This is a genomic window from Ureibacillus sp. FSL K6-2830 (genome assembly GCF_038004145.1).
In the GTDB taxonomy this organism is placed as follows: Bacteria; Bacillota; Bacilli; order Bacillales_A; family Planococcaceae; genus Ureibacillus; species Ureibacillus thermosphaericus.
Map to the genome: position 1 here is coordinate 2817110 of NZ_JBBOQR010000001.1, position 26077 is coordinate 2843186.

The 26077-nt window shown below is 35.7% G+C and carries 23 protein-coding genes and 1 other annotated feature; of the genes, 19 read left to right on the forward strand and 4 right to left on the reverse strand.

Annotated features, from left to right (window positions below; genetic code table 11):
* Nucleotides 1-72 precede the first annotated feature (72 nt).
* Both NSU17_RS13960 and NSU17_RS13965 read left to right on the forward strand, forming a co-directional pair.
* Nucleotides 73-927 carry an EAL domain-containing protein gene (locus NSU17_RS13960; RefSeq protein ID WP_340433280.1) on the forward strand — a complete coding sequence of 285 codons (855 nt, stop codon included), beginning with the start codon at nt 73-75 and terminating at the stop codon, nt 925-927.
* 31 nt (nt 928-958) lie between these two features.
* Nucleotides 959-1936, forward strand: coding sequence for a GGDEF domain-containing protein (locus tag NSU17_RS13965; RefSeq protein WP_340705301.1), 978 nt, complete (start codon nt 959-961; stop codon nt 1934-1936).
* A gap of 32 nt (nt 1937-1968) precedes the next feature.
* Here NSU17_RS13965 and NSU17_RS13970 read toward each other — a convergent pair whose 3' ends face one another.
* A complete protein-coding gene (locus tag NSU17_RS13970; protein WP_208649648.1) occupies nt 1969-2736 on the reverse strand; it encodes a TSUP family transporter in 768 nt (255 codons plus the stop codon).
* 199 nt (nt 2737-2935) lie between these two features.
* Between NSU17_RS13970 and NSU17_RS13975 the strand changes: the two genes are divergently transcribed.
* From NSU17_RS13975 to NSU17_RS14000, 6 genes are all read left to right on the forward strand, one after another.
* On the forward strand, nt 2936-4060 hold the full coding sequence (locus NSU17_RS13975; RefSeq protein ID WP_340705302.1) for an IS4 family transposase: 1125 nt from the start codon (nt 2936-2938) through the stop codon (nt 4058-4060).
* A gap of 240 nt (nt 4061-4300) precedes the next feature.
* Nucleotides 4301-4529: a binding site (T-box leader), on the forward strand.
* Between the two features lie 122 nt (nt 4530-4651).
* A complete protein-coding gene (gene pheS / locus NSU17_RS13980) occupies nt 4652-5689 on the forward strand; it encodes a phenylalanine--tRNA ligase subunit alpha (protein ID WP_340435486.1) in 1038 nt (345 codons plus the stop codon).
* 12 nt (nt 5690-5701) lie between these two features.
* A complete protein-coding gene (gene pheT, locus NSU17_RS13985) occupies nt 5702-8107 on the forward strand; it encodes a phenylalanine--tRNA ligase subunit beta (RefSeq protein ID WP_340705303.1) in 2406 nt (801 codons plus the stop codon).
* A 151-nt stretch (nt 8108-8258) separates the two neighbouring features.
* A complete protein-coding gene (galU, locus tag NSU17_RS13990) occupies nt 8259-9149 on the forward strand; it encodes a UTP--glucose-1-phosphate uridylyltransferase GalU (protein WP_340705304.1) in 891 nt (296 codons plus the stop codon).
* A gap of 239 nt (nt 9150-9388) precedes the next feature.
* The gene (locus NSU17_RS13995; RefSeq protein ID WP_063210481.1) at nt 9389-10591 is read left to right on the forward strand and encodes a transposase; all 1203 of its coding nucleotides are present in this window, start codon (nt 9389-9391) and stop codon (nt 10589-10591) included.
* A gap of 175 nt (nt 10592-10766) precedes the next feature.
* Nucleotides 10767-12053 carry a glucose-6-phosphate isomerase gene (locus NSU17_RS14000; RefSeq protein WP_340705305.1) on the forward strand — a complete coding sequence of 429 codons (1287 nt, stop codon included), beginning with the start codon at nt 10767-10769 and terminating at the stop codon, nt 12051-12053.
* Between the two features lie 6 nt (nt 12054-12059).
* Here NSU17_RS14000 and NSU17_RS14005 read toward each other — a convergent pair whose 3' ends face one another.
* Nucleotides 12060-12521, reverse strand: coding sequence for a hypothetical protein (locus NSU17_RS14005; RefSeq protein ID WP_340705306.1), 462 nt, complete (start codon nt 12519-12521; stop codon nt 12060-12062).
* A gap of 119 nt (nt 12522-12640) precedes the next feature.
* Between NSU17_RS14005 and NSU17_RS14010 the strand changes: the two genes are divergently transcribed.
* Nucleotides 12641-13189 (forward strand): hydrolase, encoded by a 549-nt coding sequence (locus tag NSU17_RS14010; protein ID WP_238536174.1) that lies wholly within the window; start codon nt 12641-12643, stop codon nt 13187-13189.
* Between the two features lie 126 nt (nt 13190-13315).
* Here NSU17_RS14010 and NSU17_RS14015 read toward each other — a convergent pair whose 3' ends face one another.
* Nucleotides 13316-13501: a hypothetical protein gene (locus tag NSU17_RS14015; protein ID WP_340705307.1), complete on the reverse strand. Its 186-nt coding sequence runs from the start codon at nt 13499-13501 to the stop codon at nt 13316-13318.
* A gap of 313 nt (nt 13502-13814) precedes the next feature.
* On the opposite strand from NSU17_RS14015, the gene NSU17_RS14020 reads away from it, so the two are divergent.
* From NSU17_RS14020 to NSU17_RS14030, 3 genes are all read left to right on the forward strand, one after another.
* A complete protein-coding gene (locus NSU17_RS14020; protein ID WP_016837181.1) occupies nt 13815-14030 on the forward strand; it encodes a hypothetical protein in 216 nt (71 codons plus the stop codon).
* A 268-nt stretch (nt 14031-14298) separates the two neighbouring features.
* A complete protein-coding gene (safA, locus tag NSU17_RS14025) occupies nt 14299-14907 on the forward strand; it encodes a SafA/ExsA family spore coat assembly protein (protein WP_096551448.1) in 609 nt (202 codons plus the stop codon).
* 239 nt (nt 14908-15146) lie between these two features.
* Nucleotides 15147-16652, forward strand: a complete 1506-nt coding sequence (locus tag NSU17_RS14030; RefSeq protein ID WP_340705308.1) for an ATP-binding protein — start codon at nt 15147-15149, stop codon at nt 16650-16652.
* Nucleotides 16653-16746: 94 nt separating this feature from the next.
* Here NSU17_RS14030 and rnhC read toward each other — a convergent pair whose 3' ends face one another.
* The gene (rnhC, locus tag NSU17_RS14035; protein ID WP_340436224.1) at nt 16747-17691 is read right to left on the reverse strand and encodes a ribonuclease HIII; all 945 of its coding nucleotides are present in this window, start codon (nt 17689-17691) and stop codon (nt 16747-16749) included.
* 204 nt (nt 17692-17895) lie between these two features.
* Here rnhC and zapA point away from each other — a divergent pair, with 204 nt between their 5' ends.
* From zapA to NSU17_RS14070, 7 genes are all read left to right on the forward strand, one after another.
* Complete coding sequence (zapA, locus tag NSU17_RS14040; RefSeq protein WP_016837185.1) at nt 17896-18156, forward strand: cell division protein ZapA; 261 nt, start codon at nt 17896-17898, stop codon at nt 18154-18156.
* 5 nt (nt 18157-18161) lie between these two features.
* Complete coding sequence (locus NSU17_RS14045; protein ID WP_016837186.1) at nt 18162-18704, forward strand: CvpA family protein; 543 nt, start codon at nt 18162-18164, stop codon at nt 18702-18704.
* Nucleotides 18705-18792: 88 nt separating this feature from the next.
* Complete coding sequence (gene polX, locus NSU17_RS14050; RefSeq protein WP_016837187.1) at nt 18793-20502, forward strand: DNA polymerase/3'-5' exonuclease PolX; 1710 nt, start codon at nt 18793-18795, stop codon at nt 20500-20502.
* A gap of 27 nt (nt 20503-20529) precedes the next feature.
* On the forward strand, nt 20530-22896 hold the full coding sequence (locus NSU17_RS14055) for an endonuclease MutS2 (protein ID WP_340705309.1): 2367 nt from the start codon (nt 20530-20532) through the stop codon (nt 22894-22896).
* A 5-nt stretch (nt 22897-22901) separates the two neighbouring features.
* The gene (locus tag NSU17_RS14060) at nt 22902-23321 is read left to right on the forward strand and encodes a DUF350 domain-containing protein (protein ID WP_026018975.1); all 420 of its coding nucleotides are present in this window, start codon (nt 22902-22904) and stop codon (nt 23319-23321) included.
* Nucleotides 23322-23705: 384 nt separating this feature from the next.
* A complete protein-coding gene (locus NSU17_RS14065; protein ID WP_340705310.1) occupies nt 23706-25397 on the forward strand; it encodes a long-chain-fatty-acid--CoA ligase in 1692 nt (563 codons plus the stop codon).
* Between the two features lie 93 nt (nt 25398-25490).
* Entirely contained in the window at nt 25491-26075 is a 585-nt protein-coding gene (locus tag NSU17_RS14070; protein WP_016837191.1) for a TetR/AcrR family transcriptional regulator, read from the forward strand.
* Nucleotides 26076-26077 lie beyond the last annotated feature (2 nt).

A 26077-nucleotide genomic window follows, 5' to 3' on the forward strand; every position in this document is an offset into this window, starting at 1 on the left:
AGAGCGTTAACACAAAATTAACATTACTGTATTAAAATAGGTAATAATCCCTTAAATCAACAAGGAGTAACTATGATATCAGCCTTATTTACGAAAGAGAAAAATAGTAATTTGATTTCATATTTAAAGCGAATATTTAACCATTACCAAGAAGATTTAATGTATGTAAAACGCATTCATGAACTTGAAAAAATTATTCGCCATGGTGATATGACTACCGTGTTCCAACCGATCGTTAATATTCAAACGAATGAAACATTTGGCTTCGAGGCATTAAATCGTCCAAACAGCTCAGACTTATTCCCCACTACTGACCAATTTTATGATTTTGTAGGAAAAACAGATTTAGTGTTTAAATTCGAAAGGTTTTGCCGTAATCTTTCTTTCAATCGATTTTTAGAAAGAATAGATAATAAATTTAACAATCATCAATTTGTTTTATTTATAAATATTCATCCATATGTTTTATTAGATAAAAATTATAATTTTGGGGAAACACGTCAACTATTAAATGAACTAAACATATCTCCAGAGAATGTTGTTTTTGAATTGACAGAAAAAAGTGCAGTGACGGATTATCAAGAGTTCGAACGGGTTCTTGACCATTATCGAAACCAAGGATACCGAATTGCAATTGATGATGTAGGTTCAGGTTACAATAGTTTAAAATCCCTCGTATATTTAAAACCGGAATTTGTAAAAATCGACAGAACACTTATACAACATATTGATACGGTAGAACCGAGTCAACAAATTGTATCGCTTATTTACAACTTTGCAGAACAATCTGGAACAAAAATTATAGCTGAGGGGATTGAACGAATGGAGGAGATTCAATTTCTTCAAAAAATCGGAATCCATTATGGACAAGGCTATGCCATTGGACGACCAGATATTGATGTGAAATTAGGAACACTTCCAAAATAAAGATCACGTATGTAAATAGGTGAGGGATAAAATGTTAACGTATACAAACGTATCTGCAATGAAGATTGGCAGGATTGCCAAAAAGGTACCTTCTGTTGGCCCGAAAGTAAAAAGTAAAGAAGTAGATCGATTATTTTCGGAGAACCCAAATTTAAGGGGAATTGTTGTTGTTGAAGATGAAAAGCCAATTGGACATATTACAAGAACACATTTCTATCAAAAAATCGGAACACTGTACGGTTATAATCTTTACATGGGAAGGGAAAGTAAACTTGTTGCAAAAACAAATCCTTTAATTGTTGACTATGACCATCCAATTGTAGAAGTGAGCCGAATGGCGATGGAACGGGAAGAAGATCTATATGATGATGTTATTGTAACGAAAAATGGGGAATATGTTGGAGTTGTAAGTATACGTGCTCTATTAAATAATTTTGTTGAAATCCAGGTGGAGTTAGCTAGCTTTTTAAATCCATTAAGTAACTTACCAGGTAATCATATAATTAATCAAAAATTATTAGATACTTTATCATTAGAAAGATACAGTATTATTTATTTCGATTTAGATTCTTTTAAAGCCTATAATGATTTGTACGGTTTTAATCAAGGAGATAAAGTTATTTTACATCTAACTGATATATTGAAAGAACATTTGATGCAATTTGGATACTTTCTTGGCCATATCGGTGGTGATGACTTTATGGCGATTGTTCCTCACTATAATGTGGAATCAATTTGTGAAGCTATTATTGATGATTTTGATCAAACGATTCCATCATTTTATGACGAAAAACATTTAGCAGATTTGAACTTAAAAATAAAAGATCGTTCTGGAAAATTAGAGAGTTTTAGTATTATGTCGTTATCAATTGCAGTTCTTACAAATAAAGAGAGAAATTTTAATGATGTTGATGAACTTTCAAACACAGTTGCCGAAATTAAACGAAACTGTAAAAAAGTTAAAGGAAGCATTTATTTAGTAGATGAATATGAGCTAGATAAAGTATAAAAAGAAGGAAATAGGAAATTCCTTCTTTTTTTCTATCCTATAAAATAGTCGTATGTATTTTTTGCAAGTAACGCAACTGTAACAACGATAAATAAAACTCGTACATAACCAGAACCTCGTTTGATTGCAAAACTTGAACCAATAATAGCACCGATAATTTGACCAAACCCCATAATAATCCCATAACTATAATTGATTTGATCTAGAAAAATGAACATGATCAAAGCACCGATATTGCTTGCGAAATTTAAAAATTTTGCATTTCCAGCCGCTTTTAAAAAATCAAAACCAATTAATAAAAAGGCAAAAATTAAAAAGGAACCGGTCCCAGGGCCAAGGAATCCATCATAAAATCCGATAGCAAAAACTAACAAGAAGAAACCAATATACTTTTTTGTAGATAACTTCTGATAAGTTGAAATACTGCCCCAATCTTTTTTGAAAATAGTATAGATAGCGACAGCAGCTAACATGACTAGCATTAATGGTTTTAAAATATTAGGATCCATTAAGTGAACGGTCCATGCACCAATCATTGCTGCTATAAAGACAAAAGGAAAAAGGTGTTTTACTGTATGTAAATCCATCTTTCCAGATCGATAAAAAGAGATTGTGCTCGTAAGGGAACCGAGAGTTCCTGCCAATTTATTTGTGGCGACCGCTGCTGATGGACTTAAGCCAGTAAACATTAAAGCAGGTAATGAAATCAGTCCACCGCCCCCAACTACCGAATCGATGAAGGCCGCTAAAAAACCAAAAAGAAATAATGTAATAATTAATGATAATTCCATATCTAACATGAATATTCAGCAACCTTCCTATAAAATTGTTAACGACTATACCAATATAACATATAAAAATAATCACTAGCGTCGCATTAAAATAATTTAACACCTTCAAATAAACCGAATTTTCTGAAATATAATCCAAACACAAAAAAATCCTTTATAATGGTTGGGTGGTAGTAAACCATCCAAATCCAATACAAAGGACAAAAGCATGGATAAGTTTACACGAAAAACATCATTTGAACAATGGTTTTCACCGATTAATCGTCCATTATTTGACGACCTAGTGAAAACACATCAATTAAATCACTATACCAAGAAGCTTTATATGGCTTCATTTATGAAACTGCTTTTGTATGCCCAACTCCATGAAACCGAGAGTTTACGGGCGTTGAGTGACGCTGTCTTTTTAGAAGAATTACAACGAGCAACGGGATTGGAATCGATTAGTTTTTCACAGTTAGGGAGACGAATCAATACCATCCCAACTGAGTTCTTTCAAACGATTTTTCTCGATTTAGTGGCACAAATTCATCGGAAAACCAATTTCCAAACAAGAAGAAAAGTGACAACGCCTTTGAAAATCATTGATTCGAGTACATTACCGCTTAATTTGACCAATCATCAGTGGGCAGAGTTTCGAAAAACAAAATCAGGAGTAAAGCTTCACTTACGACTTGTTTTTATGGAAAAAGGACTCTCCTATCCAGATAAAGCCGTACTCACGAATGCCAACGAACATGATCGTGGTCAACTAGAAGTATTCGTGGATGACAAAGAATGCATGTACGTGTTTGATCGTGGTTACTTGGATTATGGGCGCTTTGATCAAATGACGGAAGATGGCTATTTCTTTGTGACCCGTTTGCGTAAAAACGCTGTTGTCCGAGTGTTAGAATCCTTTTCGTTACCAGAAGATTCACCCGTATTCTCTGATGAAATGGTTGTCATTGGAACACCACAAAATCGTTCTGAAAACGTGTTTCGCTTACTCAAATTGCATGATACAAAAGGAAATGAGCTTCATTTACTGACAAATCGGTTTGACATTGACGCAGATGAAATTGCAGAAATCTACCAATCACGTTGGGCAATCGAACTTTTTTTCAAATGGATGAAACAACATCTGAACATTAAAAAGTTTTTTGGTCACAGTGAACAAGCTGTACATCATCAAGTGTACGTAGCCATGATAGTGTACTGTCTGAATGTTTTAGCTCAGCTGAACACGAATAGCGAACGCAGTTACTTACAAATTAGTCGCTATTTGAAGGCTTCTTTGTGGAAATCCGCTCACATTTGGTTACGAAAAATCGAAGGAAACGGCGTCCCATAAAGGTTTGCCAGTCGTTGTTGCACAAGTCATAGGTTATAGTAAAAAAATGGATGTTTACTACCCTCGCTTAGGTGTTTTCGTTTTTTCTCTAAAGTCCAGAAAAAAAATAAAACTGAAAATTCAGACATCATTTATGCGACGGTAGTGGGATTGAATAATTGTACTAAGGTAGATACTTGAAACATAATCCAATTTATCGTAGAATAGTCTAAGATTTTTCCAATCATATGTGAATAAAGTGGAAATGCGTTGGAGCGGGAAGAGTAAATATTCAAACACTGCATTTCAGGGAGCATAAGCCATGACTGGAAGCTTATGTATGCAGCGAATATTGAAGTTCACCCCGCGAGCAGCATCCAGGACCAGAGTAAAGTTCTGTAAAGGATTGCCGGCGAATGCCGTTATGTCAATGAAGTGATTGCATTTTGCAATAACTAGGGTGGTACCGCGAATGTTCCTCGTCCCTTGATTTGGGGCGAGGTTTTTTATTTGATTTGTAACATGTGAGTGTGTAACAAAAATTGTTAATTTTATAACAAAAACTGGTAATTATTCAAACGAAAAATATTTTTCATTTAAGGAGGTTACATGATGGAACAGCAACTAAAACAAATTGAGCAAGAAGCCATTGAGAAAATTGCTGCATGCACGAACTTAAAAGAACTGAATGATGTTCGTGTTCAATATTTAGGGAAAAAAGGGTCCATTACGGAAGTATTAAAAGGAATGGGGAAACTTTCTCCTGAAGAGCGTCCTAAAATGGGGGCTCTAGCTAATACAGTTCGTGAAAAAGTAACTGAAGTGTTGGAGCAACGTGTCAAAGTATTAGAAGAACAACAAATTCAAGAACAACTAGAAAAGGAATCCGTCGATGTAACACTTCCTGGACGTAAAGTGCGCCTTGGCAACAGACATCCTTTAACGCGTGTTGTTGAAGAATTGGAAGATTTATTCATCTCCATGGGATATGAAATTGCAGAAGGTCCAGAAGTGGAAATGGATTACTATAACTTTGAAGCATTGAATTTGCCAAAAGGGCATCCTGCTCGGGACATGCAAGATACTTTCTACATTACGGAAGAAACGTTATTACGTACGCATACATCGCCGGTGCAAGCTAGAACAATGCTTGCGAAAAAAGGCAAACCGTTCCGTATTATTTGCCCGGGAAAAGTGTATCGTCGTGACACAGACGATGCTACTCACTCACACCAATTTATGCAAATTGAAGGGCTTGTGGTAGGAGAAAACATTCGTATGAGCGACCTAAAAGGTACGTTAGATAGACTCGCGAAAAAAATGTTTGGTGAAGATCGAGAAATTCGTCTGCGCCCAAGTTTCTTCCCGTTCACAGAACCATCTGTTGAAATGGATATTTCTTGTTTCCGCTGTGGAGGAAATGGCTGTAACGTATGTAAACATACAGGATGGATTGAAATACTAGGTGCCGGCATGGTGCATCCTAACGTACTGAAAATGGGTGGATATGATCCGAAGAAATTCTCTGGTTTTGCCTTTGGTATCGGTGTAGAACGTATTGCGATGTTGAAATATGGTGTGGAAGATATTCGAAACTTCTATATCGATGACCTTCGATTCTTATCACAATTCCGACGTACAGAAGGGTAAGGGGGTATTAATATGTTAGTTTCATTAAATTGGTTGCAAGAATATGTAGATACACAAGGGCTGTCACCTGAAGATTTAGCAGAAAAAATTACTCGTGCTGGAATTGAAGTCGATTCCGTCATCGATCGATCTCAAGGAATGACGAATATCGTTGTTGGTCATGTCGTATCAAAGGAGAAGCATCCAGATGCAGATAAATTAAGCGTTTGCCAAGTAGATGTAGGTACGGATGTAAGACAAATTATTTGTGGTGCACCGAATGTGGAAGCCGGCCAAAAAGTAATCGTTGCATTACCTGGTGCAAAACTTCCGGGTGGAATCAAAATTAAAAAAGCGAAAATGCGCGGTCAAGAATCGAATGGAATGATTTGTTCATTGCAAGAACTTGGAATTGAAGGGCGCGTTGTACCAAAAGCATATTCGGAAGGAATATACGTATTACCGGAAGATGCAGTTCCTGGCAGCGATGCTTTAGAATTAATCGGTTTACGAGATTCTGTATTGGAGCTTGATTTAACTCCTAACCGTTCCGATGCACTTTCAATGTTAGGTGTAGCCTATGAAGTGGGAGCAATTTTATCGCAAGATGTCAAATTACCAGAAATTCAATATGAAACTTCAAACGAAAAAGCGGAAGATTACATTAAAGTTAAAGTAGAAGCTACTAAAGAAAATCCATTATACGCTGCAAAAGTCATTAAAAATGTAAAAGTGGCAGAATCGCCATTATGGTTACAGCATTATTTAATGGCGGCGGGCATTCGTCCACACAATAACGTAGTCGATATTACGAACTATGTATTGTTAGAATATGGTCAACCGCTTCATGCCTTTGATTACGATTCACTAGGCACAGGTGAAATCGTTGTTCGATTAGCGAATGAAGGCGAAAAAATTGTTACTTTAGACGATCAAGAGCGCACGTTACAGAGTCATCATTTAGTCATTACAAATGGAAAAGAACCTGTTGCTGTCGCAGGGGTAATGGGTGGTGCCAATTCGGAAGTAACAGAAAACACAACAACGGTTATACTTGAATCAGCTTATTTTGTTGGTCATTCCATTCGTCAAACTTCAAAAGATTTAGGATTGCGTTCCGACTCATCAGTTCGTTTTGAAAAAGGTGTCGATCCAAATCGAGTTTTAGAAGCTCAAGAACGAGCTGCACAACTTCTTAGTGAATTAGCTGGTGGAGAAGTATTAGAAGGTACCGTATTAGTTGATGAGCTCGATAAAACACCAGCGCGAATTGTAATTTCACCAGATGAAATTAATGCAAAATTAGGAATGAAAATCTCCCTTGAAGATATGATTTCCATCTTACAACGCTTAAAATTTGAGGTGGAAGCAGCACGAGGTTTATTAATCATTAATGTGCCAACTCGTCGACAAGACATTAAAATAGAGGAAGACATCATTGAAGAAATCGCAAGACTTTACGGTTACGATGAAATTCCAATGACATTGCCAGAAGGTAAAATGCATATTGGTGGCTTAACTCCGTATCAAGAAAAGCGCCGCATTGTGCGCAATTTCTTAGAAGGAGCTGGATTGTATCAAGCAATCACCTACTCATTAACTTCTGCTGAATTGTCTCAAAAATTTGCACTGAAAAAAGAAGAAACAACGAAATTGTTAATGCCGATGAGTGAAGACCGTTCAACTTTACGTCAAAGTTTAATCCCTCACTTATTGCAAGCTGCAAGTTATAACTTGGCGCGTCAAGCGGATTCTGCTAGTTTGTATGAGATTGGGTCTGTATTCCTCGGGAAGACGGAGGAAGGTTTACCATTTGAAGAAGAGCATGTTGCCTTTGTCATAACTGGCAAATGGGTAGACGATGCTTGGTTAGGGGATAAACGCAATGTAGATTTCTTCGCAGCAAAAGGCATTGTAGAGGGATTGCTTGAAAAACTAGGATTAACTGAACGAGTTACTTTTGAGAAAGCAGCAATGGACGGATTACATCCTGGCCAAACAGCAAATATATTACTTGATGGAGAACGTATTGGAGTAATTGGTGGTCTTCATCCATCAGAACGAAAAGAGTGGGATTTAAAAGATACGTATGTAGCGGAATTAAATTTACTTGCTCTGTTGCGCACTGATGCAAAAGGAGTAGAATACGAACCGGTTCCACGCTTCCCACTTGTTACACGAGATATTGCCATTGAAGTAGATCGCTCTGTACCTGCTGGAGAACTTGAATCTATCATTCGTACATCAGGTACGAAATTATTAAAAGCTGTAAAAGTATTTGATGTATATGAAGGAGAAAATATCGATGCCAATAAAAAATCAGTAGCCTTCACATTAACATACTTTGATCCTGAAAGAACATTAACAGATGAAGAAGTAACAAATGCACATGAAAAAGTATTGAAAGCATTAAAAGAAGCTGGTGCTATAATTCGTTAAAGGTTTTAAAATTTATATATTTAAAGTAAGGCTGGATTTAGATTCCAGCCTATTTTTATCTCATCATTGCTCTTTGTGTTTAGTATGAGTGGAATGGGAAAATATTGTATAATTTTCTTGATGTAAACTAATGGATGAGGAGTGAAATTGCTTGAAAAAAATTAGAAAAGCCATCATCCCAGCTGCAGGTTTAGGAACACGATTTTTACCTGTAACGAAAGCCATGCCGAAAGAAATGTTACCGATTGTAGATAAACCAACCATTCAATATATTGTTGAAGAAGCGATTGCTTCGGGAATTGAAGATATTATCATCGTTACCGGAAAAGGAAAACGGGCGATTGAAGACCATTTTGATCACGCCTTTGAACTGGAGGCAAATTTAATTGAAAAAAAGAAGTACGATTTGTTAGAAAAAGTACGTGTATCATCGGATATTGATATTCATTATATCCGCCAAAAACAACCTCTAGGCCTTGGACATGCCATTTGGTGTGCCCGTAAATTTATTGGTAATGAACCTTTTGCTGTGTTGCTCGGAGATGACATTGTTCAAAGTGATGTTCCTTGTTTAAAACAATTAATCAATCAATATGAAAAAACTTTTTCTAGTGTAATTGGCGTTATGGAAGTACCTGATAGCGAAATCCATCGTTATGGTGTGATTGATCCAATTTCCACCGATTCACCGTTAATGCAAGTGAAAATGTTTGTAGAAAAACCAACAAAAGAAGAAGCACCTTCCAACTTTGCGATTATAGGACGTTACATTTTAACACCCGAAATTTTCCGCTACTTAGAACAAAAGAAAATGGGAAAAGGCGGAGAAATTCAATTAACGGATGCTATTGAGGAATTGAATACGATTCAACGTGTGTTTGCATATCGCTTTGAAGGAAAACGATATGATGTCGGCAATCAAATGGGATTCATTGAAACGATAATTGATTTTGCGTTGCAGCGTGAAGATTTGCGAGAAGAAGTAAAACGTTTCATTATCGATAAAGCGCAACAATTATCAATACAAACACGTTCCCATTAATGAAATGCTAAATGAAATAATAAATTATAAGTAGTGATTATGTTTAATTGATAATAGAGTTTTGTAAATCACGATGAAAAAATTTCAAGATTCTATAAGAATATTTAAAGTGAGCATTTTGCATATTTTTTGACCCAAGAGCCATAAGGATTTCAAAGACATAAAAAAGGACTTCACCCCTAAAATGTAGAATTTTTGAAGTGACGAAACAACAAAAAATTCAAAAGGAGGAAGTCACTTTGTATATTCTACAAGAAAGCCTATTTTCCTTTGAAGAACTGCAAAAATTAGAGTCAAAAGAGAAATTACCTATCTTTTTTAGCTCGCTTGATTTACGCCCTTATGCTAAACAGTTGAGAAGTTCTTCACCCCGAGGGGCTGACGGTCATTCCAGAGAAGGGATTCTAAGGGCTCTCATCGCTGCCCCACTCGAAGGCATCGACACCTTTACCGCCCTTCATCATCGATTGGATAAAGACCTTCGTTTCCGTTATCAATGCGGTTTATCGATTGATCGCCCCGCACCGTCTATCTCCACTCTCAGCCGGGTTTTTGCAGCACTTACCAAAAAAAAGCTGGCTGAAAAGATCTTCCTTGACTTGGTACAGTTAGCTCAGGAGGAAGGAATAATTGACGGCAGCCACCAGGCCATCGACAGTGCCGCCATTGATGCCTATGAAAAGAAACAGCCCAAAAAGCGTAGTGAACAAACGGGTAATGCCAATTGGGGCGCAAAATATGATTCCTTCGGCAATAAAATTACCTGGTTTGGCTATAAGATGCATCTTTCAGTCGATACCGCAAGCGAACTGCCAATGGCCATAAAAGTAACCCCTGCCCATGTGAACGATGGAGAAGTCGCACCAGAATTAATCGAGCAAGTGGCAGAGCGTACCAAATCCAAAATTGAATTTCTGATCATGGATGGCGGATATGACCAACTAAAAAACTATGAATCAGCCAAAAACATTGGAGCGCAAGCCATTATCCCGCTCAATTTGCGCAACGAAAAAGAGCCTCCTGAAGGGATTTCTTCCAATGGAACTCCGCGTTGTTCCATGGGTTATGAAATGACTTATTGGGGAGCTGATAAGGACCAGCTCAAGTTCAGATGTCCTCACGCAACCGGCAAAGTGGATTGCCCATTAGGAATGGCAGCCTGTTCATCTTCCAACTATGGAATGGTGGTAAAAGTCGACATCAAAAAGGATGTGCGCCGATATTCCAATCCGCACCGTGATACAAAACGTTGGAAAGAGCTTTACAACGAGAGGACAAGTGTAGAACGCTGTAATTCAAGAATGAAAAGCTACCTTACGGCGAACTCCCTACATGTATGGGGAATTGAAAAAGTAAAGACCCATATTTACCTGAACGCTATTGTATTACTTGTTTCAGCGCTAGCGATGGCAAAGGAAAATAAAGGGAAGAAAGCCGCTTAAAAAAATTCAATATGAAAAATTCTGTAGGTATGCCCAAAAACAGGATTATTGTAATATTTTGTAAAATAACATGCTGGTAGCTATTTGTCGAGTGCTTTATTTTTTATACTTTTATCCAAAAAATCTAATTTTGCAAAATGCTCAAAGTAAAAAAATAAGAAATGAGGCAATTCCATTGACAACTCATTCTGTTCAAACAACATTATTGAATTGTTTATTCGATTATCAAGATATGGAAGCATATAAAGATCGAGTTAAACAAATTCACTTTGAATTAGAAAATTCAAAGGATATGACTGGTTGGATTAATTATCCATTAATGGACCATAAGGCGTTATTTAATGAAATTGAGGATTTGAAAAGTGAAATATGCATAAATGCGGATGTGTTTGTTGTAATTGGTATTGGTGGTTCATTTTTAGGAGCCCGTGCCGTTCAAGAAGCATTATCTCCTTATTTTGGTGTTCTCAAAGAGGGCATTGAGGTTATATACGTTGGTCATCATATGAGCGGGGCTTATTTAGAGCAATTAATTCATTATTTAGATGATAAAGAAATTTATATCAACGTCATTTCAAAATCTGGAAGCACGATGGAGACAGCTTTAGCATTCCGCGTGCTAAGGCAGTATATGGAAAAACGCTATGGTGAAAATGCAGTTAATCGGATTATAGTAACAACAGACCCTGAAAGAGGAATTTTGAAAAATATAGCAGAGAAGGAAGGGTATAAACAGTTCGCTATCCCTTCAAATATCGGGGGCAGGTATTCAGTATTAACGCCAGTGGGGCTGTTGCCAGTCGCTGTATCTGGAATAGATATTCGATCTTTCATGGATGGTGCAAAAAATGCAGCTTTGGAATTAAAAGCGGTAGATTTAACACGTAATCATGCATACCAATACGCAGTTATAAGAAATATCTTATATAACGAAGGTTACAGTGTGGAAATGCTAGCATCCTTTGAACCTTCATTAAAGAAGTTTCACGAATGGTGGATGCAGTTATTTGGTGAAAGTGAAGGCAAAGAAAGAAAAGGCCTATTTCCTACATGTGTTACGTTCTCCACTGATTTGCATGCAATCGGACAATTTATTCAAGAAGGAAGCCCCATTTTGTTTGAAACGCTTCTCCACTTTCATGAAATCGACGGGGATTATGCCGTACCATATGATAGTCGAAATGAAGATGGATTAAATTATTTAGCAGGCCGCTCCTTTAACGAAATCAATGCAACCTCAAAACAAGGCACAGCCCTCGCCCATGCAGAAGGTGGAGTGCCAGTTATTCAACTAGAAATGCAAAAGCTTGATGCCTATCATCTAGGCTATTTAATCTATTTCTTTATGAAAGCATGTGCCATGAGTGCGAAGTTACTGGAAGTAAATCCTTTTGACCAACCTGGAGTGGAAGCGTATAAAAAGAAAATGCTTGAACTGTTAAAAAATGAACCATTAAAATGAAAAATATTATTCTACATTGGATTCTTCTATATTTTCAATTGGTTTTGGTTTCATAACACCATATAAAGCTCCAAGTATACCACTAATTGTATGGATTAATCCGAATGTATAGATATTAAAAAAGACTAGATTTTTCGAATTGTTAAATTCAGAGAAGTCTCCTTCTATTGATTGCGTAGATGAAAAATTCACAAATAATCCAAGAAGCAATATTCCACCGGCAATGCCTATAAATTTTTCAATTCTTTTTGCAGAGCCTGTTACAGTTAAGAAATAACGAAAAGTGGTAATTAAACTCAATATAATAAAAGGGAATAAGAAAATGATGCCAATGAATCCTAAATTACCAGTTGCTCCTTTCGGTTGCACCTCATACAATTGACTAACGAGTACAAAACCGAAAAAGGAAATGGCGATACTTATAAGCCAGCTTAAACGAATCACATACATCATCCATTTCTTTTGCATTATTTTAAGGCTACTTGTATTATAACCTATCTTATAATCAAGTTCTTATTGAAAGAAAATTTATATACAAGGAAATACCAATATTTTGTAGAATTAAATAAAAGGAAGATTGAAGGGGGATGAGGAGTTTGTTGACGAAACAAGATACTGTACTTGTATTGATTGATATTCAAGGAAAACTTGCACGCATCGTGGACAACAGTGAATTTGTGATTCAAAATATCGCCAATATGGTACAAGGTGCTAAAGTGTTAGGTTTGCCTATTTTATGGCTTGAGCAGTATCCGAAAGGTTTAGGGCCAACTGTAGAAGAAATTTCACAGCATTTAGCAGATGAGAAACCAATTGAAAAGATTACGTTCAGCGCATATGATACACCGGAATTTGTCGCTGCACTTGAAGCAACAGGTCGTAAAAAAGTGTTAATTGCCGGTATTGAGACGCATATTTGTGTGTACCAAACGACAGCTCACTTGCTCCAAAATGGTTATGAAGTCGAAGTTTTAGCGGATTGCGTTTCTTCTCGTACAGCTTTAAATACACAAATAGGTTTAGAAAAAATGAAACAATGTGGAGCAAAAATAACGAGTGTTGAAATGGCATTGTTCGAAATGCAACAAATTGCTCGTGGAGATGAATTTAAAGCTATTAGTAAGATTATTAAATGATGATTGAGTGGTTGAAAATAAAAAATTATCATCCGATTTGGATGATAATTTTTTATTTTGAGGTATACCGTATTGTCTTTATTTATAGTCATATTATTGAATGCAGGAGGTTGTTTGTTTCATTTGTTATTCGTTATCCAAAAATTGATCATGTCGTTCACGGATTGATGGATTTTCTTTCTTTTTTGGAATATGAAATTCTTCTTCCATTCCAAATTCTTCGAGACTTGCTCCATTACTTCCCACAGATTGTTTGCCGCGTACAAAATCAAAATGGCGTCTATTGTTTTCTAAATCCATTCGATAATCCATTGTAGAACTCTCCTTTCGTTTTTAATATGAGCATTTTCAACGATGTTATGCATCTCAAAGTTTGTCATAAATTCCTCACAAGCGGAGTTTTAGGTGCACGTGTGTGAATGCTAAATGTACAAGATTGTGTATTAACCACACCAGTTTCACGAGTTAAGCTGGCAATCTCACAAACTGTATTAACTTAACTAATATATATCCATAATTATTTTTAATAAAATAATTTCATATTATTAATGAATAACTTATAGTGAGTAACAATATATTTTAAAGTGTGGATAGATTAATATGTGAAGTTTAGGAGGAAGGAACATTGTCAATTAATAAAGGGCAATTGATTGAGTTAATAGAAAATTTACCAAAGTCAGCACATATTACAACGTACTACTATTTAAAAGATTTAACGAAAAGTAGATTTGTACAATATGAAATAGAAGTTGAAGATTACTCATTCATCAATGAGCAAAATAAACAAATAGAAACGTACTGGATCGATGCTTTTATGGAGTATCATTTAGACTCGAAATAAAATAGCCTCCTATTTATAATAAAATAATTACCAATTCATAAAGAGATTGGTTGTTTCTAATATAAAAATATCTAGTAATTTATTCCTATTTCAAAAATATTTCAATAATTTTACGAGATAAAAAAGAAGAAACTTATTCTATCAAAGGGTTGGTAGATTAATATTTCAACGTAACAAAACTGTAAAAATCCTTCCAAAAATTTTGTGATGAATTCATCAATCATTCCTTTTATGATGAATTTACATCAAGAAGGAAGGATTGAAGGAAATGTACAAAAAATTAAAAAGAGGTGCAGGAGCACTTGTACTATCAATTGGATTATTAGTACCTGCAACGGCTTTAGCTGCAGGAACGTATACGGTTGTTTCAGGAGATTCGCTTTGGAAAATTGCTGTAAAAACACAAACAGGTGTACAAGAATTAATTAATGCGAATCCACAGTTAAAAAACCCTAATTTAATATACCCTGGTCAAAAAATTAATATCCCTGAAAAAGAAGGGTTGGCTTACGAAGAAGAAGTAGTACGACTTGTGAATGTTGAGCGTGCAAAAGCAGGTCTACCAGCATTAAAATCTGATTGGGAACTTGCTAGAGTTGCAAAACATAAATCTCAAGATATGCACGATAAAAAATATTTTGATCATACAAGTCCAACGTATGGTTCACCTTTTACCATGATGAAAAACTACGGAATCCAATATAAATCTGCGGGTGAAAATATTGCGATGGGTCAAAGCACACCAGAACAAGTGGTGAAAGCTTGGATGAACTCATCTGGCCATCGTGCAAACATCTTAAACAAAAACTTCACTCACATCGGTGTTGGTTACGTGAAGGATGGCCATTACTGGACACAAATGTTTATTCAAAAATAATGATAAAAGAGGCGCCTAAAAAGTCATTTTTAGGCGCTTTTCTTTACGTTTGCCGCTTACGCTTCATCGCAGATAGAGGTGCGTTTCATATGACCGTCGCAGAGAAATATAATACTAGAGCCTTACTAGAATGTGCAAACTTATTAGTCGGGCTTTTTATCATCAATACCATATTTTGCTTTCAAAGTAGTAATTTTATATAATTCACTTTAAAGTAGCTTTTTCATAAAGGGGATATTATGGTGAAGCCGATCAATTTATTTTCTTTGCTGAATGCAAAAGAAGATTTATATGAAACGAATTTTATACAATATCTGGAGCAGTTCGGAATCAACCCAAGAATCCGAACGAGTGAATTTTATGATTTACATGCTTTCGTTGAAGAGTTGAGAAAGAAATCTAAAGTTATACATATTTACAATGGTTATTACGTCGGCTATATGATTAAGCAAATCGGAAAGGAATTTGATTTATTAAGAATTGGGAAAGACTGTGTCATCAATATTGAATTGAAGCGGGAAGGAAATGTAGAAAAGATAACGAAACAGCTTGTACAAAACCGTCATTATTTAAAATTTCTAGATGTGGATGTATACAATTTTACCTATGTTTCATCAATCAATAGATTATATAAGTTAAACGAAAACCATCAAATTGAAGAAGTTGATTTTCACTTTTTAATTGATAAATTAATACAACAACAAATACAAGTCATAGAAAATTTAGATGATTTGTTTGATCCGTCGAATTACTTAGTATCCCCATTCAATTCTACAGAAGCATTTATGGAAGATAAATATTTTTTAAGTGCCCAACAAAGTACATATAAACGAGAAATCATTCATGCCAAGCCGACGAATCAATCAAAAATATTTGCGATTGAAGGTGGCCCTGGTACAGGAAAATCCTTACTCACTTATGACATTGCGAAAGAGTATATTCGACAATCGAAAAATGTCATCATTTTTAACTGCGGACGATTAAATGGAGGACATTTGAAGCTAATTGAAGAATACAAATGGCCAATTGTGCCAATTAGTAAGTTTCAAAAGGTCATACATAAAGAAACGGATTTATCAAAATATGACTTAATTATTTTCGATGAAGTACAGCGTTTATATATTCATAAATTACAGAGCTTCATTCATCTCTTAGAAAAATCAAAAACGAAATGTATATTCTCGTACGACCCTAATCAAGTATTAACGACTGTTGAAATGAGAAATAAAGTACCAAAAATCATCGAGACGACATTGAAACCTGTGAAGTATGAGTTAACAGAAGTTGTTCGTTATAATAAAGAAATCCATTCATTTATTAAGAAGTTGTTTGATCTATCGACGGAAGTGCCTGTACAACAATATTCCAATGTGAGCATTCAATATTTCTCATCCATTCAAGCGACAAAGAGTTACCTGTGTTTTTTACAGCAAGCTGGTTGGAAAGTGATTGATTTCACCCCTTCAAGGTTTATTGATCGCTCCAACAATCAAAGCAATCCATTAGCAGTAACAACCGCTGACGTAATCGGGCAAGAATTCGATCATGTTGTAGCAGTAATTGATGATTCCTTTTACTATAAACCGAATCATAAATTAGCAGCCAAAATGAATTTCAAGAAGCCGTATTATCAACCGACGAAAATGCTTTATCAAAACATTAGCAGAGCGAGGAAAAAATTGCATGTAGTTGTTGTCAATAACTTAATTGTAATGGATAAAATTTTAAAGATTTTAAATGGTTAATATCACCCTATTTCTTACCAATTTGTACTTAGATGATTGGAATGAATAGCAATATAAAATGGTCGATTCCACAATCGACCATTTTGAATGTTAGTCATCTACTTGCGAAGTTTTCATAAATCCTTTTGGCTTTTTTAGTGTTCGCAAAATGCCATTTTGCGATAGAACGGAGAACATTTTCACCTTGCTGCAACAAAATTTTTGCTGCCATTTCATCGACTAAATGACTAGCGCCTTTTTGAAGGGGAAACCCAACAATGTCAGATAGGCGATCCATTTCGATTAAAAAAGCATAACGCGCTATGATGGAGGCGGCTGCAACAGCGATATGTTGCTGTTCAGCTTTTGTCGAAAAAAGAACGTTTTCGCGAATGATTTCTTTTTCATTTTGAATATATTGATAGTACGTGTCTCTTTCTGCGAATTGATCAATTAATATATAATCCGGTTTTTCCGGTGAAATTTTATGGAGCACATGTTTTAAAGCTTGATTGTGCAGCATGGCTTTCATTTTTCCTTGAGTAAAGCCGCGGCTTTGCAAATCATTATACTTGTCATTGCGTAATGTTAAAAGGCTATGAACACAAGTTGCAATTAAATGAGGTGCAATTTCTCGGATTGCTTGATCGTTTAGTTGTTTAGAATCTTTTACTCCCAGTTCTGTTACTAGTTCAATTTTGTCATTTGGTACGTAGACAGCAGCGACTGTAATTGGACCAAAATAGTCTCCAGTTCCTGTTTCATCAGATCCAATAACAGACAATTTTGAAAAGTTTTCTGGAAGTGTATCTCCTATTGAGTTTATGTTTTGTTGATTGTTTTCATCAGTTAGAGCGAATTCGTTAAATCGGCTAGCTTCCCGTTGAGCTCCTAAACCCTGAAACATTACTTTTCCAGAACTGTATACGGTGATGGCTACATCGGGGAGTTTTGCTGCAAATACGACACCAGGTGCATTACGTTCTACCTTATGTTTTAAGTAATACGTTTCTATTTCATTGAGTTGTTGTGGTAATAATTTTAAGACGATATTGTTCATGATACGACCCTTTCTCCCAAGAAAGATTTAAATTGATTTTACCAAAAGGAGATTGAGAATGAAATTCTACAATATCCCTTTTAACTCTAGGTTGTATGACAACGAATAAAGATGATATGATAAACTTATTGATTCTAATAAAACATAAATATATGTAATTAACAGCTCCTATGAAAAAATATCGAGCTTCTAGGAGGTGCCCACTTGGCTGAGCAAGAGAAAAATAAAATAGAAGTCGAAATATATGGCCATACTTATAAATTAGTAGGTAATGAATCCATTGGTCATTTACGATTAGTCGCTTCTATCGTAGATGATAAAATGAGGGAAATTAAATTACATAATCAATCTCTCGATACGACTCAACTAGCTGTGTTAACCGCAGTGAACAGTGTTCATGAGTTTTTAAAGCTCAAAGAAGAAGTTGAGAGATTAGAAGAAGAATTGAAAAAACTGAAGGGTTGAACTGCATGTTAGATATCATATTGCTTTTTGTTTTTGCTGCTAGTTTATTAATAGGAATGAAGCGCGGTTTTATCATGCAAGCAATTAATCTTGTTGGTTTTCTTGTTGCGTTAATCGTGGCTTACATTTACTATAAACCGCTAGCAGAAAAATTTGTGTTATGGATTCCATATCCGGGGTTGCAGCCGGACTCTTCTCTTACATTAGTGTTGGATGCATTGGATGTAGATAAAACATTTTATCGTATTATTGCTTTTGCGGTAATCTTCTTTGTTGTTAAACTTGCCATGCAAATTGTTGCTTCGGTATTTGATTTTTTAACATTTTTACCAGTATTAAAATCTTTTAATCGCATTTTAGGGGCATTACTATGCTTCGTGGAATTTTATTTTATACTTTTTATTTTATTATATGTTTTCGCATTATTACCAATTGATGCTATTCAAAAACTCATGGGAAGTTCGTTTATTGCCAATTTCATGCTTGAACATACCCCAATCGTAACTCAATTATTCCAAAAACTATGGTATATTTATTTGGAAAATTAATAAACAACGAAATGATTGTCAAAAGTATCTTCCATCAACACAGCGGAGATACTTTTTTGCGGTTTAAAATAGAAAAAGGGTGGGACAGTTGAATAAAAAAATTGTCATTCGTACATTGGAAAAAATTGCGTTGTATTTGGAGCTTAAAGGAGAAAATCCGTTTAAAGTATCCGCCTTTCGAAAAGCGGCGAATGCATTAGAGTTGGATGAACGAAGTCTTGAAGAAATTGATGATTTTACGAAAATTAAAGGGATTGGAAAAGGCACGGGAGCAGTCATTGAAGAGCTGATTCAAACGGGAGAGTCCCAACAATTAATCGAATTAGAAAAACAAATACCGAAAGGCTTAATCCCTCTATTAAAAATACCTGGCCTTGGCGGTAAAAAACTTGCAAAGCTATACCAGGAACTTGGAGTGAGTAGTCGTGAAGCGTTGAAGGAAGCTTGTGAATCCAAAAAGGTACGATCGTTGCCTGGGTTTGGACCGAAAACGGAAGAGAAAATTTTGAAGGAACTTGAACAATTTGGAGAACGAACAGGAAGACTTCCTATTTGGTATCTTGAATCGGTTGTGAGAGAAATAAATCAACTACTTGCATCCATTGAAGAAATTGAACGATATTCTGTTGCCGGGAGTTTCCGTCGGGTGAATGAAACGAGCAAAGATTTGGATTTTGTCATTGCCACAAAAAGTCCTGAAAAAGTTAGGGAACAGCTTTTATTTGAATTAACAATAAAAGAAATCGTTAGCAGTGGAGACACAAAAGTGTCTGTCGTATTGGATTTGGACGAGCTTGTCAACGTTGATTTTCGATTAGTGGCAAATGAAGAATTTATCACAACACTTCATCACTTTACCGGTTCAAAAGATCATAATGTTCGCATGCGTCAATTAGCAAAAGAACAAGGGAAGAAAATTAGCGAATATGGTGTGGAACAACCAGATGGACAAATCCTTACATTCCATTCGGAAAAAGAGTTTTTCGCTCATTTTGGACTTCCTTACATTCCGCCCACTGTTCGCGAAACGGGACAAGAATTGGATCGTTTAAATGAAATTAAAGAATTGGTTACAATAGAAGATATTAAGGCTGATTTACACATGCACACCACTTATTCTGACGGTGCTCATTCCGTAGCAGAAATGGGAGAAGCGCTTATTTCAAAAGGCTATCATTTTGGAGTGATAACAGACCATTCTCAATATTTGAAAGTAGCAAATGGTTTAACACCGGAAAGGTTAAAAAAACAGCGTGAAGAAATTGAAGCTTTTAATGAAGCTCACCCTGATTTTACTTTATTTTCGGGAACAGAAATGGATATTTTGCCTGATGGTTCCCTCGATTATGATGATGACGTATTAAAAAATCTGGATTTTGTGATCGCCTCCATTCATTCAAGTTTTTCTCAACCTCAAGAAAAAATTATGGAACGATTATTTGCGGCGATTCAACATCCCTACGTTCATATGATTGCACATCCAACTGGTCGAATTATTGGTGAACGTGAAGGATATAATCCTAACGTTGAACAATTAATTCATTGGGCGAAAGAGTATGGGAAAATTTTGGAATTGAATGCTAGCCCATACCGATTAGATCTATGTATAGAACATTTGAAACTAGCGATGGAACTTGGTGTTCCTATTGCAATCAATACAGATGCCCATGCGATTGAACAACTTGATTATATGGAAATCGGTACAAAATATGCGCAAAAAGCGTGGTTGAAAAAAGAACTAGTTGTCAATACATGGAGCGTTGAACAGTTCAAAAATTTTATTCGGAAAAATAAGTAAACATATGTACAGACAGGAGTGTTCAGAGTGATTGCTGAACGAGCATTAAAAACCCTTGAATTCGATAAAGTGCGTGAGCAAGTGTCAGACTTTTGTACATCTTCCTTAGGGAAGCAACAAATAGAGCAGCTTGTGCCAGAGCCAAACTTTGAAAAGGTTGTTGAACTTTTAGAAGAAATGGATGAGGGACTAGCCATCCTACGGGTAAAAGGACATGTGCCAATGGGAGGTATTTTTGATATTCGTCCACATACAAAGCGGGCACAAATAGGCGGTATGCTAAGTGCAATGGAATTGATGGAAATTTCAAGTACTATTAGAGCAAGTCGAATTTTAAGAAATTTTATTGAAGATATCGAAAATGATGAAGAAATTCAAATACCACATTTTATTGAAAGAAAAAATAATATGCCGATTTTAACAGCGGTACAGCATGAAATTGATCATTGCATTGATGAAAATGGAACGGTGTTGGATTCCGCTAGCGTGGAATTACGGTCAATAAGACAACAATTGCGCTCAGAAGAAGCGAAAGTGAGACAAAAACTTGATAGTTTAACGAGAGGCCCTAACGCAGCAAAAATGCTTTCGGATACTATCGTAACAATTCGAAATGACCGTTATGTTATCCCGGTAAAACAGGAATATCGAAGCTACTACGGCGGGATTGTTCATGATCAATCTTCTTCAGGGCAAACTTTATTTATTGAGCCGGAATCAGTTGTGCAAATCAATAATGAAATTCAACGTTTAAAGGTTCGTGAAAAGGCTGAAATAGAGAAGATTTTACTTGCCCTTACGGAAAAAGTCCAAGAAGTAGCGAACGATTTATTTGAACTAGTTAAAATACTAGCGGATATCGATGTCATATTAGCGAAGGCGAAATACGGTGTGGCACAAAAATGCTCAAAGCCAAGCGTGAACAATGAAGGATATATTCGTCTAATACAAGCAAGACATCCCCTAATCCCAATGTATGTAGCGGTGCCGAATACAATTGAATTTGGTCGAGAATATACAGCAATTGTGATTACTGGGCCAAACACAGGGGGGAAAACCGTCACATTAAAAACGGTTGGATTGTGCACCTTAATGGCACAAGCGGGAATACCAATACCTGCATTAGATGGCTCAGAGCTTTCCGTTTTCAGTCAAGTATTTGCGGATATTGGTGATGAGCAATCCATCGAACAATCGCTATCCACTTTCTCATCCCATATGGTGAACATTGTCGATATATTAAAACACTTTGATGAAAACTCGTTAATTTTGTTTGATGAACTTGGGGCAGGTACCGATCCGCAAGAGGGGGCGGCACTTGCGATATCAATTTTAGATGAAGTTGTGGATAAAGGGGCGCGCGTTATGGCTACAACCCATTATCCTGAATTAAAAGCATATGCGTATAACCGAAAAGGAGTTATCAATGCAAGTGTTGAATTTGATATTGAAACCCTTAGTCCTACTTATCGATTATTAATAGGCGTTCCGGGACGATCCAATGCATTTGAAATTTCGAAGCGTCTCGGCTTAAAAGATTCCATCATTAATCAAGCGAAATCTTATACAGGTACTGACCGTCGAGAAGTAGAGTCGATGATTGCTTCATTAGAAGAAAGCAGACGCCGCGCTGAACAGGAAGTAGAGGAAGCGCATGAAATTTTAGAAGAAGCACAACAATTGCATGCGCAGTTAGAAGAAAAATTGAGTGCATTTAACGAAAAGAAAGAAAGCCTTGAACAAAAAGCGAAGGAAGAAGCGCGGAAAATTATTGAGGATGCGAAAAAAGAAGCAGAACATATCATTAAAGAATTACGTGAAATGCAGCAAAATGCTAATCAAGTTATTAAAGACCATGAAATCATCGAAGCGAAAAAGCGTTTAGAAGACGCATTACCAGCAGAAAATCCAATTTTGAAAAAACAAGCGAAAATTCGTGAACGAGCACAAAACTTACAACCTGGTGATGAAGTAAAAGTATTAAGCTACGGTCAAAAAGGAACGCTAATTGAAAAAGTTTCCGATAATGAGTGGGTTGTGCAAATCGGTATATTAAAAATGAAAATGGATGAGTCAGACTTAGAATATGTGAAGCCAGAAAAAGAAAAACAAAGAATTACATTGACAACGGTGAAAAATCGCAATAGTCATGTTAAATTAGAATTAGACTTGCGAGGAGAACGGTTAGAAGATGCCATCATGAAAACAGAAAAATATCTTGATGATGCCCTACTTGCCAACTATAGCCGTGTAACAATTATTCATGGAAAAGGTACAGGGGCTTTACGCCAAGGAATTCAAGAATATTTGAAAAAACATAAACGAGTTCGTTCTTTCCGATATGGTGAAGCTGGTGAAGGTGGCTTAGGAGTAACTGTCGTTGAATTAAAATAAAGGGGATGGTGAATGTGGGTACAACTTTTTGGCAACATCCTTTAATAGAAACAGCAGGCTATTTTAGTGTTGTTGTATTATGTTTAATAGTTTCAATGGTCTTATTTGAAATGGTGACAAAATATAAAAATTGGGAAGAAATTAAAAAAGGAAATGTTGCCGTCGCCCTTGCTACTGGAGGAAAAATACTAGGTGTTTGCAATATATTCCGCTATTCCATTGAAAGGCATAATACTTTTTTTGAAATGATTGGTTGGGGGTTGTACGGGTTTATTTTGCTTATCATCGCATATTTTTTATATGAATTTTTAACCCCCCATTTCAATGTCGATCAGGAGATTGCAGCGGATAATCGTTCAGTTGGATTGATTTCATTCACCATTTCACTTGGACTTTCCTTCGTCATCGGTGCCAGCATCATTTAGGAGGTTCCAATGGACAAATTAGCAAAAGTGCTTATCGTTGTAGCTGTCTTATTTTTTATTATAGGATTTTATTATTTACTTTCACTATAATGGTTATTATTAAAATTTTAATACTAGTAGAAACGTTAACATGCGTTTCTACTAGTTTTTTTATTGTTACAAAGTTATTAATAGTTATATCAAAATAGTAAATAACCCTATTATTCGACATTTTTCGTCATAGAAAATAGTATTAAAATTATTGAATGAATAAGAAAAATTAAGAATTAAAGTAGAAAAAAATTATAATTCTAAAAAAATAGTTTGAAAGACCATTTCTTTTCAATTATAATAAATGTAACAATTGCAAGAAAATTTGAACATTTGCGCAAGGGGGATGTGTTGATGTCTAGTAAAATTTGGCTTAAACATTATCCTGCTGAGATACCGCATACGCTGGAGTATGAAGAAATTCCCGTCCAAACATTTTTGACAAGAGCATACGAAAAAAATCCAAAAAAATGTGCAATACATTTTATGGGAAGGGAATTGGATTATCAAGAGCTGTATGAATCAGCATTAAAATTTGCCAACTATCTTCGTTTTTTAGGGGTTGAAAAAGGAGATCGGGTAGCAATCATGTTACCAAACTGTCCACAGGCAGTTATAGCTTATTACGGTATTTTATATGCAGGAGGAATTGTCGTTCAAACAAATCCGCTTTACACAGAGAGGGAATTAGAGTATCAAATGCAGGACTCTGAAGCAAAAGTAATTTTGGCATTGGATATTTTATACCCAAGAATCATGAAAGTCATTCATCGAACACAAATTGAAAACGTTATCATCACGGGTATTAAAGATTATCTTCCATTTCCGAAAAATCTCGTATATCCTTTTATTCAGAAGAAACAATATGGCTTTAGTGTCAAAGTAGAACATCGAGGTTCCACACATTTATTCACGGAAATCATGAAGGTTGAAAAACCGAAACCAATTGATGTGCCTTTTAATTTTGAAGAAGATTTAGCCCTTCTTCAATATACTGGTGGTACGACTGGCGTTCCTAAAGGGGTAATGTTGACTCACAAAAATTTAATTGCCAATACAATGATGTGTGATGCATGGTTATATAAATGTGAGGAAGGAAAAGAAATTATATTAGGATTGCTTCCTTTCTTCCATGTATACGGCATGACTACAGTGCTGATTTTATCCGTCATGAAATCAAACAAAATGGTATTGCTTCCTAAATTTGAAGTGGAACAAGTGTTAAAAACCATTGATAAACAAAAACCTACTTTATTCCCTGGTGCACCAACAATGTATATTGGTCTATTAAACCATCCGGATTTATCTAAATATGATTTGTCTTCCATCAATGCATGTATAAGTGGTTCTGCTCCACTACCTGTGGAAGTACAAGAAAAATTTGAAGAAATCACTGGTGGGAAACTTGTAGAAGGCTACGGCTTAACGGAAACTTCACCAGTAACCCATGCAAACTTTATTTGGGGAAAACGAGTAGTTGGCTCGATTGGAGTTCCTTGGCCTGATACAGAAGCGGTGATTATGAAACCAGGAGAAAATGAAATTTTACCACCTGGAGAAGTAGGAGAAATCGCGATTCGTGGACCTCAAGTGATGAAGGGATATTGGAAACGCCCTGAGGAAACTGCAAAAGTGTTTGCAGATGGATGGTTCTTAACTGGAGATTTAGGATATATGGATGAAGAAGGATATTTCTATGTTGTAGATCGTAAAAAAGATGTCATTATCGCTGGCGGATTTAATATTTATCCGCAAGAAGTAGAGGAAGTATTGTACGAACATGAAGCGGTTCAAGAATGTGTTGTAGTTGGAGTTCCAGATCCATATCGGGGAGAAACGGTGAAAGCTTTCATTGTATTAAAAGAGGGTAAAACAGTGACGGAAGATGAATTAAATAAATATTGCCGCAATAATTTAGCTGCTTACAAAGTACCTCGCATTTATGAATTTAGAGATTCACTACCGAAAACAGCAGTAGGAAAAATTTTAAGAAGAACATTAATTGATGAGGAAAAACAGAAAGCTAAGGAGCTTCAAGCGAAATAGCATTAGTTATTGACAGAAAGTTCATGAAATTATAATATGAAAATATGAATGAATAATCATTCATATTTTCTTATTTTTTTGGTGGTGAACATCATGAATCGAGATAAACCGAAATACATGCAAATAATTGAAGCAGCAGTTATTGCGATTGCCGAAAATGGCTATCATCAAACACAAATTTCAAAAATTGCTAAACAAGCAGGTGTTGCAGACGGGACCATTTACCTGTATTTTAAAAATAAAGAGGATATTTTAATTTCCTTGTTTAAAGAAAAAATGAGAGTTTTTATTGAAAATTTAGAAGAAATCATTCAAACTGGTGCTAACGCTTCTGACAAACTATCAAAAATGATAGACAACCATTTTAGTGTGTTGGCCAATAATAAACACCTTGCGACAGTCACCCAATTAGAATTGCGCCAATCAAATAAGGAGCTTAGGTTAAAGATTAATGCAATTTTAAAAGAATATTTGAATCTTCTTGATAATATATTGGTAGAAGGCATGATGAATGGCGAATTTAATCCAACAATGGATGTGAGAGTTGCAAGACAAATGGTATTTGGAACAATCGATGAGACAATTACGTCTTGGGTGATGAATGATTTCAGATACAGCCTCTTAGATAATGCACCTAAAGTAAAGCATCTACTATTGAATGGTCTAAAAAATAATTAAAA

Excerpts from the sequence above, each read along its gene's own strand:
- NSU17_RS13960 (WP_340433280.1), top strand. The coding sequence starts at position 73 with ATGATATCAGCCTTATTTACGAAAGAGAAAAATAGTAATTTGATTTCA.
- NSU17_RS13965 (WP_340705301.1), top strand. The coding sequence starts at position 959 with ATGTTAACGTATACAAACGTATCTGCAATGAAGATTGGCAGGATTGCC.
- NSU17_RS13970 (WP_208649648.1), bottom strand. The coding sequence starts at position 2,736 with ATGTTAGATATGGAATTATCATTAATTATTACATTATTTCTTTTTGGT.
- NSU17_RS13975 (WP_340705302.1), top strand. The coding sequence starts at position 2,936 with ATGGATAAGTTTACACGAAAAACATCATTTGAACAATGGTTTTCACCG.
- pheS (WP_340435486.1), top strand. The coding sequence starts at position 4,652 with ATGGAACAGCAACTAAAACAAATTGAGCAAGAAGCCATTGAGAAAATT.
- pheT (WP_340705303.1), top strand. The coding sequence starts at position 5,702 with ATGTTAGTTTCATTAAATTGGTTGCAAGAATATGTAGATACACAAGGG.
- NSU17_RS14005 (WP_340705306.1), bottom strand. The coding sequence starts at position 12,521 with ATGCAAAAGAAATGGATGATGTATGTGATTCGTTTAAGCTGGCTTATA.
- NSU17_RS14010 (WP_238536174.1), top strand. The coding sequence starts at position 12,641 with ATGAGGAGTTTGTTGACGAAACAAGATACTGTACTTGTATTGATTGAT.
- NSU17_RS14015 (WP_340705307.1), bottom strand. The coding sequence starts at position 13,501 with ATGGATTATCGAATGGATTTAGAAAACAATAGACGCCATTTTGATTTT.
- safA (WP_096551448.1), top strand. The coding sequence starts at position 14,299 with ATGTACAAAAAATTAAAAAGAGGTGCAGGAGCACTTGTACTATCAATT.
- NSU17_RS14030 (WP_340705308.1), top strand. The coding sequence starts at position 15,147 with ATGGTGAAGCCGATCAATTTATTTTCTTTGCTGAATGCAAAAGAAGAT.
- rnhC (WP_340436224.1), bottom strand. The coding sequence starts at position 17,691 with ATGAACAATATCGTCTTAAAATTATTACCACAACAACTCAATGAAATA.
- NSU17_RS14045 (WP_016837186.1), top strand. The coding sequence starts at position 18,162 with ATGTTAGATATCATATTGCTTTTTGTTTTTGCTGCTAGTTTATTAATA.
- NSU17_RS14060 (WP_026018975.1), top strand. The coding sequence starts at position 22,902 with ATGGTGAATGTGGGTACAACTTTTTGGCAACATCCTTTAATAGAAACA.
- NSU17_RS14065 (WP_340705310.1), top strand. The coding sequence starts at position 23,706 with ATGTCTAGTAAAATTTGGCTTAAACATTATCCTGCTGAGATACCGCAT.
- NSU17_RS14070 (WP_016837191.1), top strand. The coding sequence starts at position 25,491 with ATGAATCGAGATAAACCGAAATACATGCAAATAATTGAAGCAGCAGTT.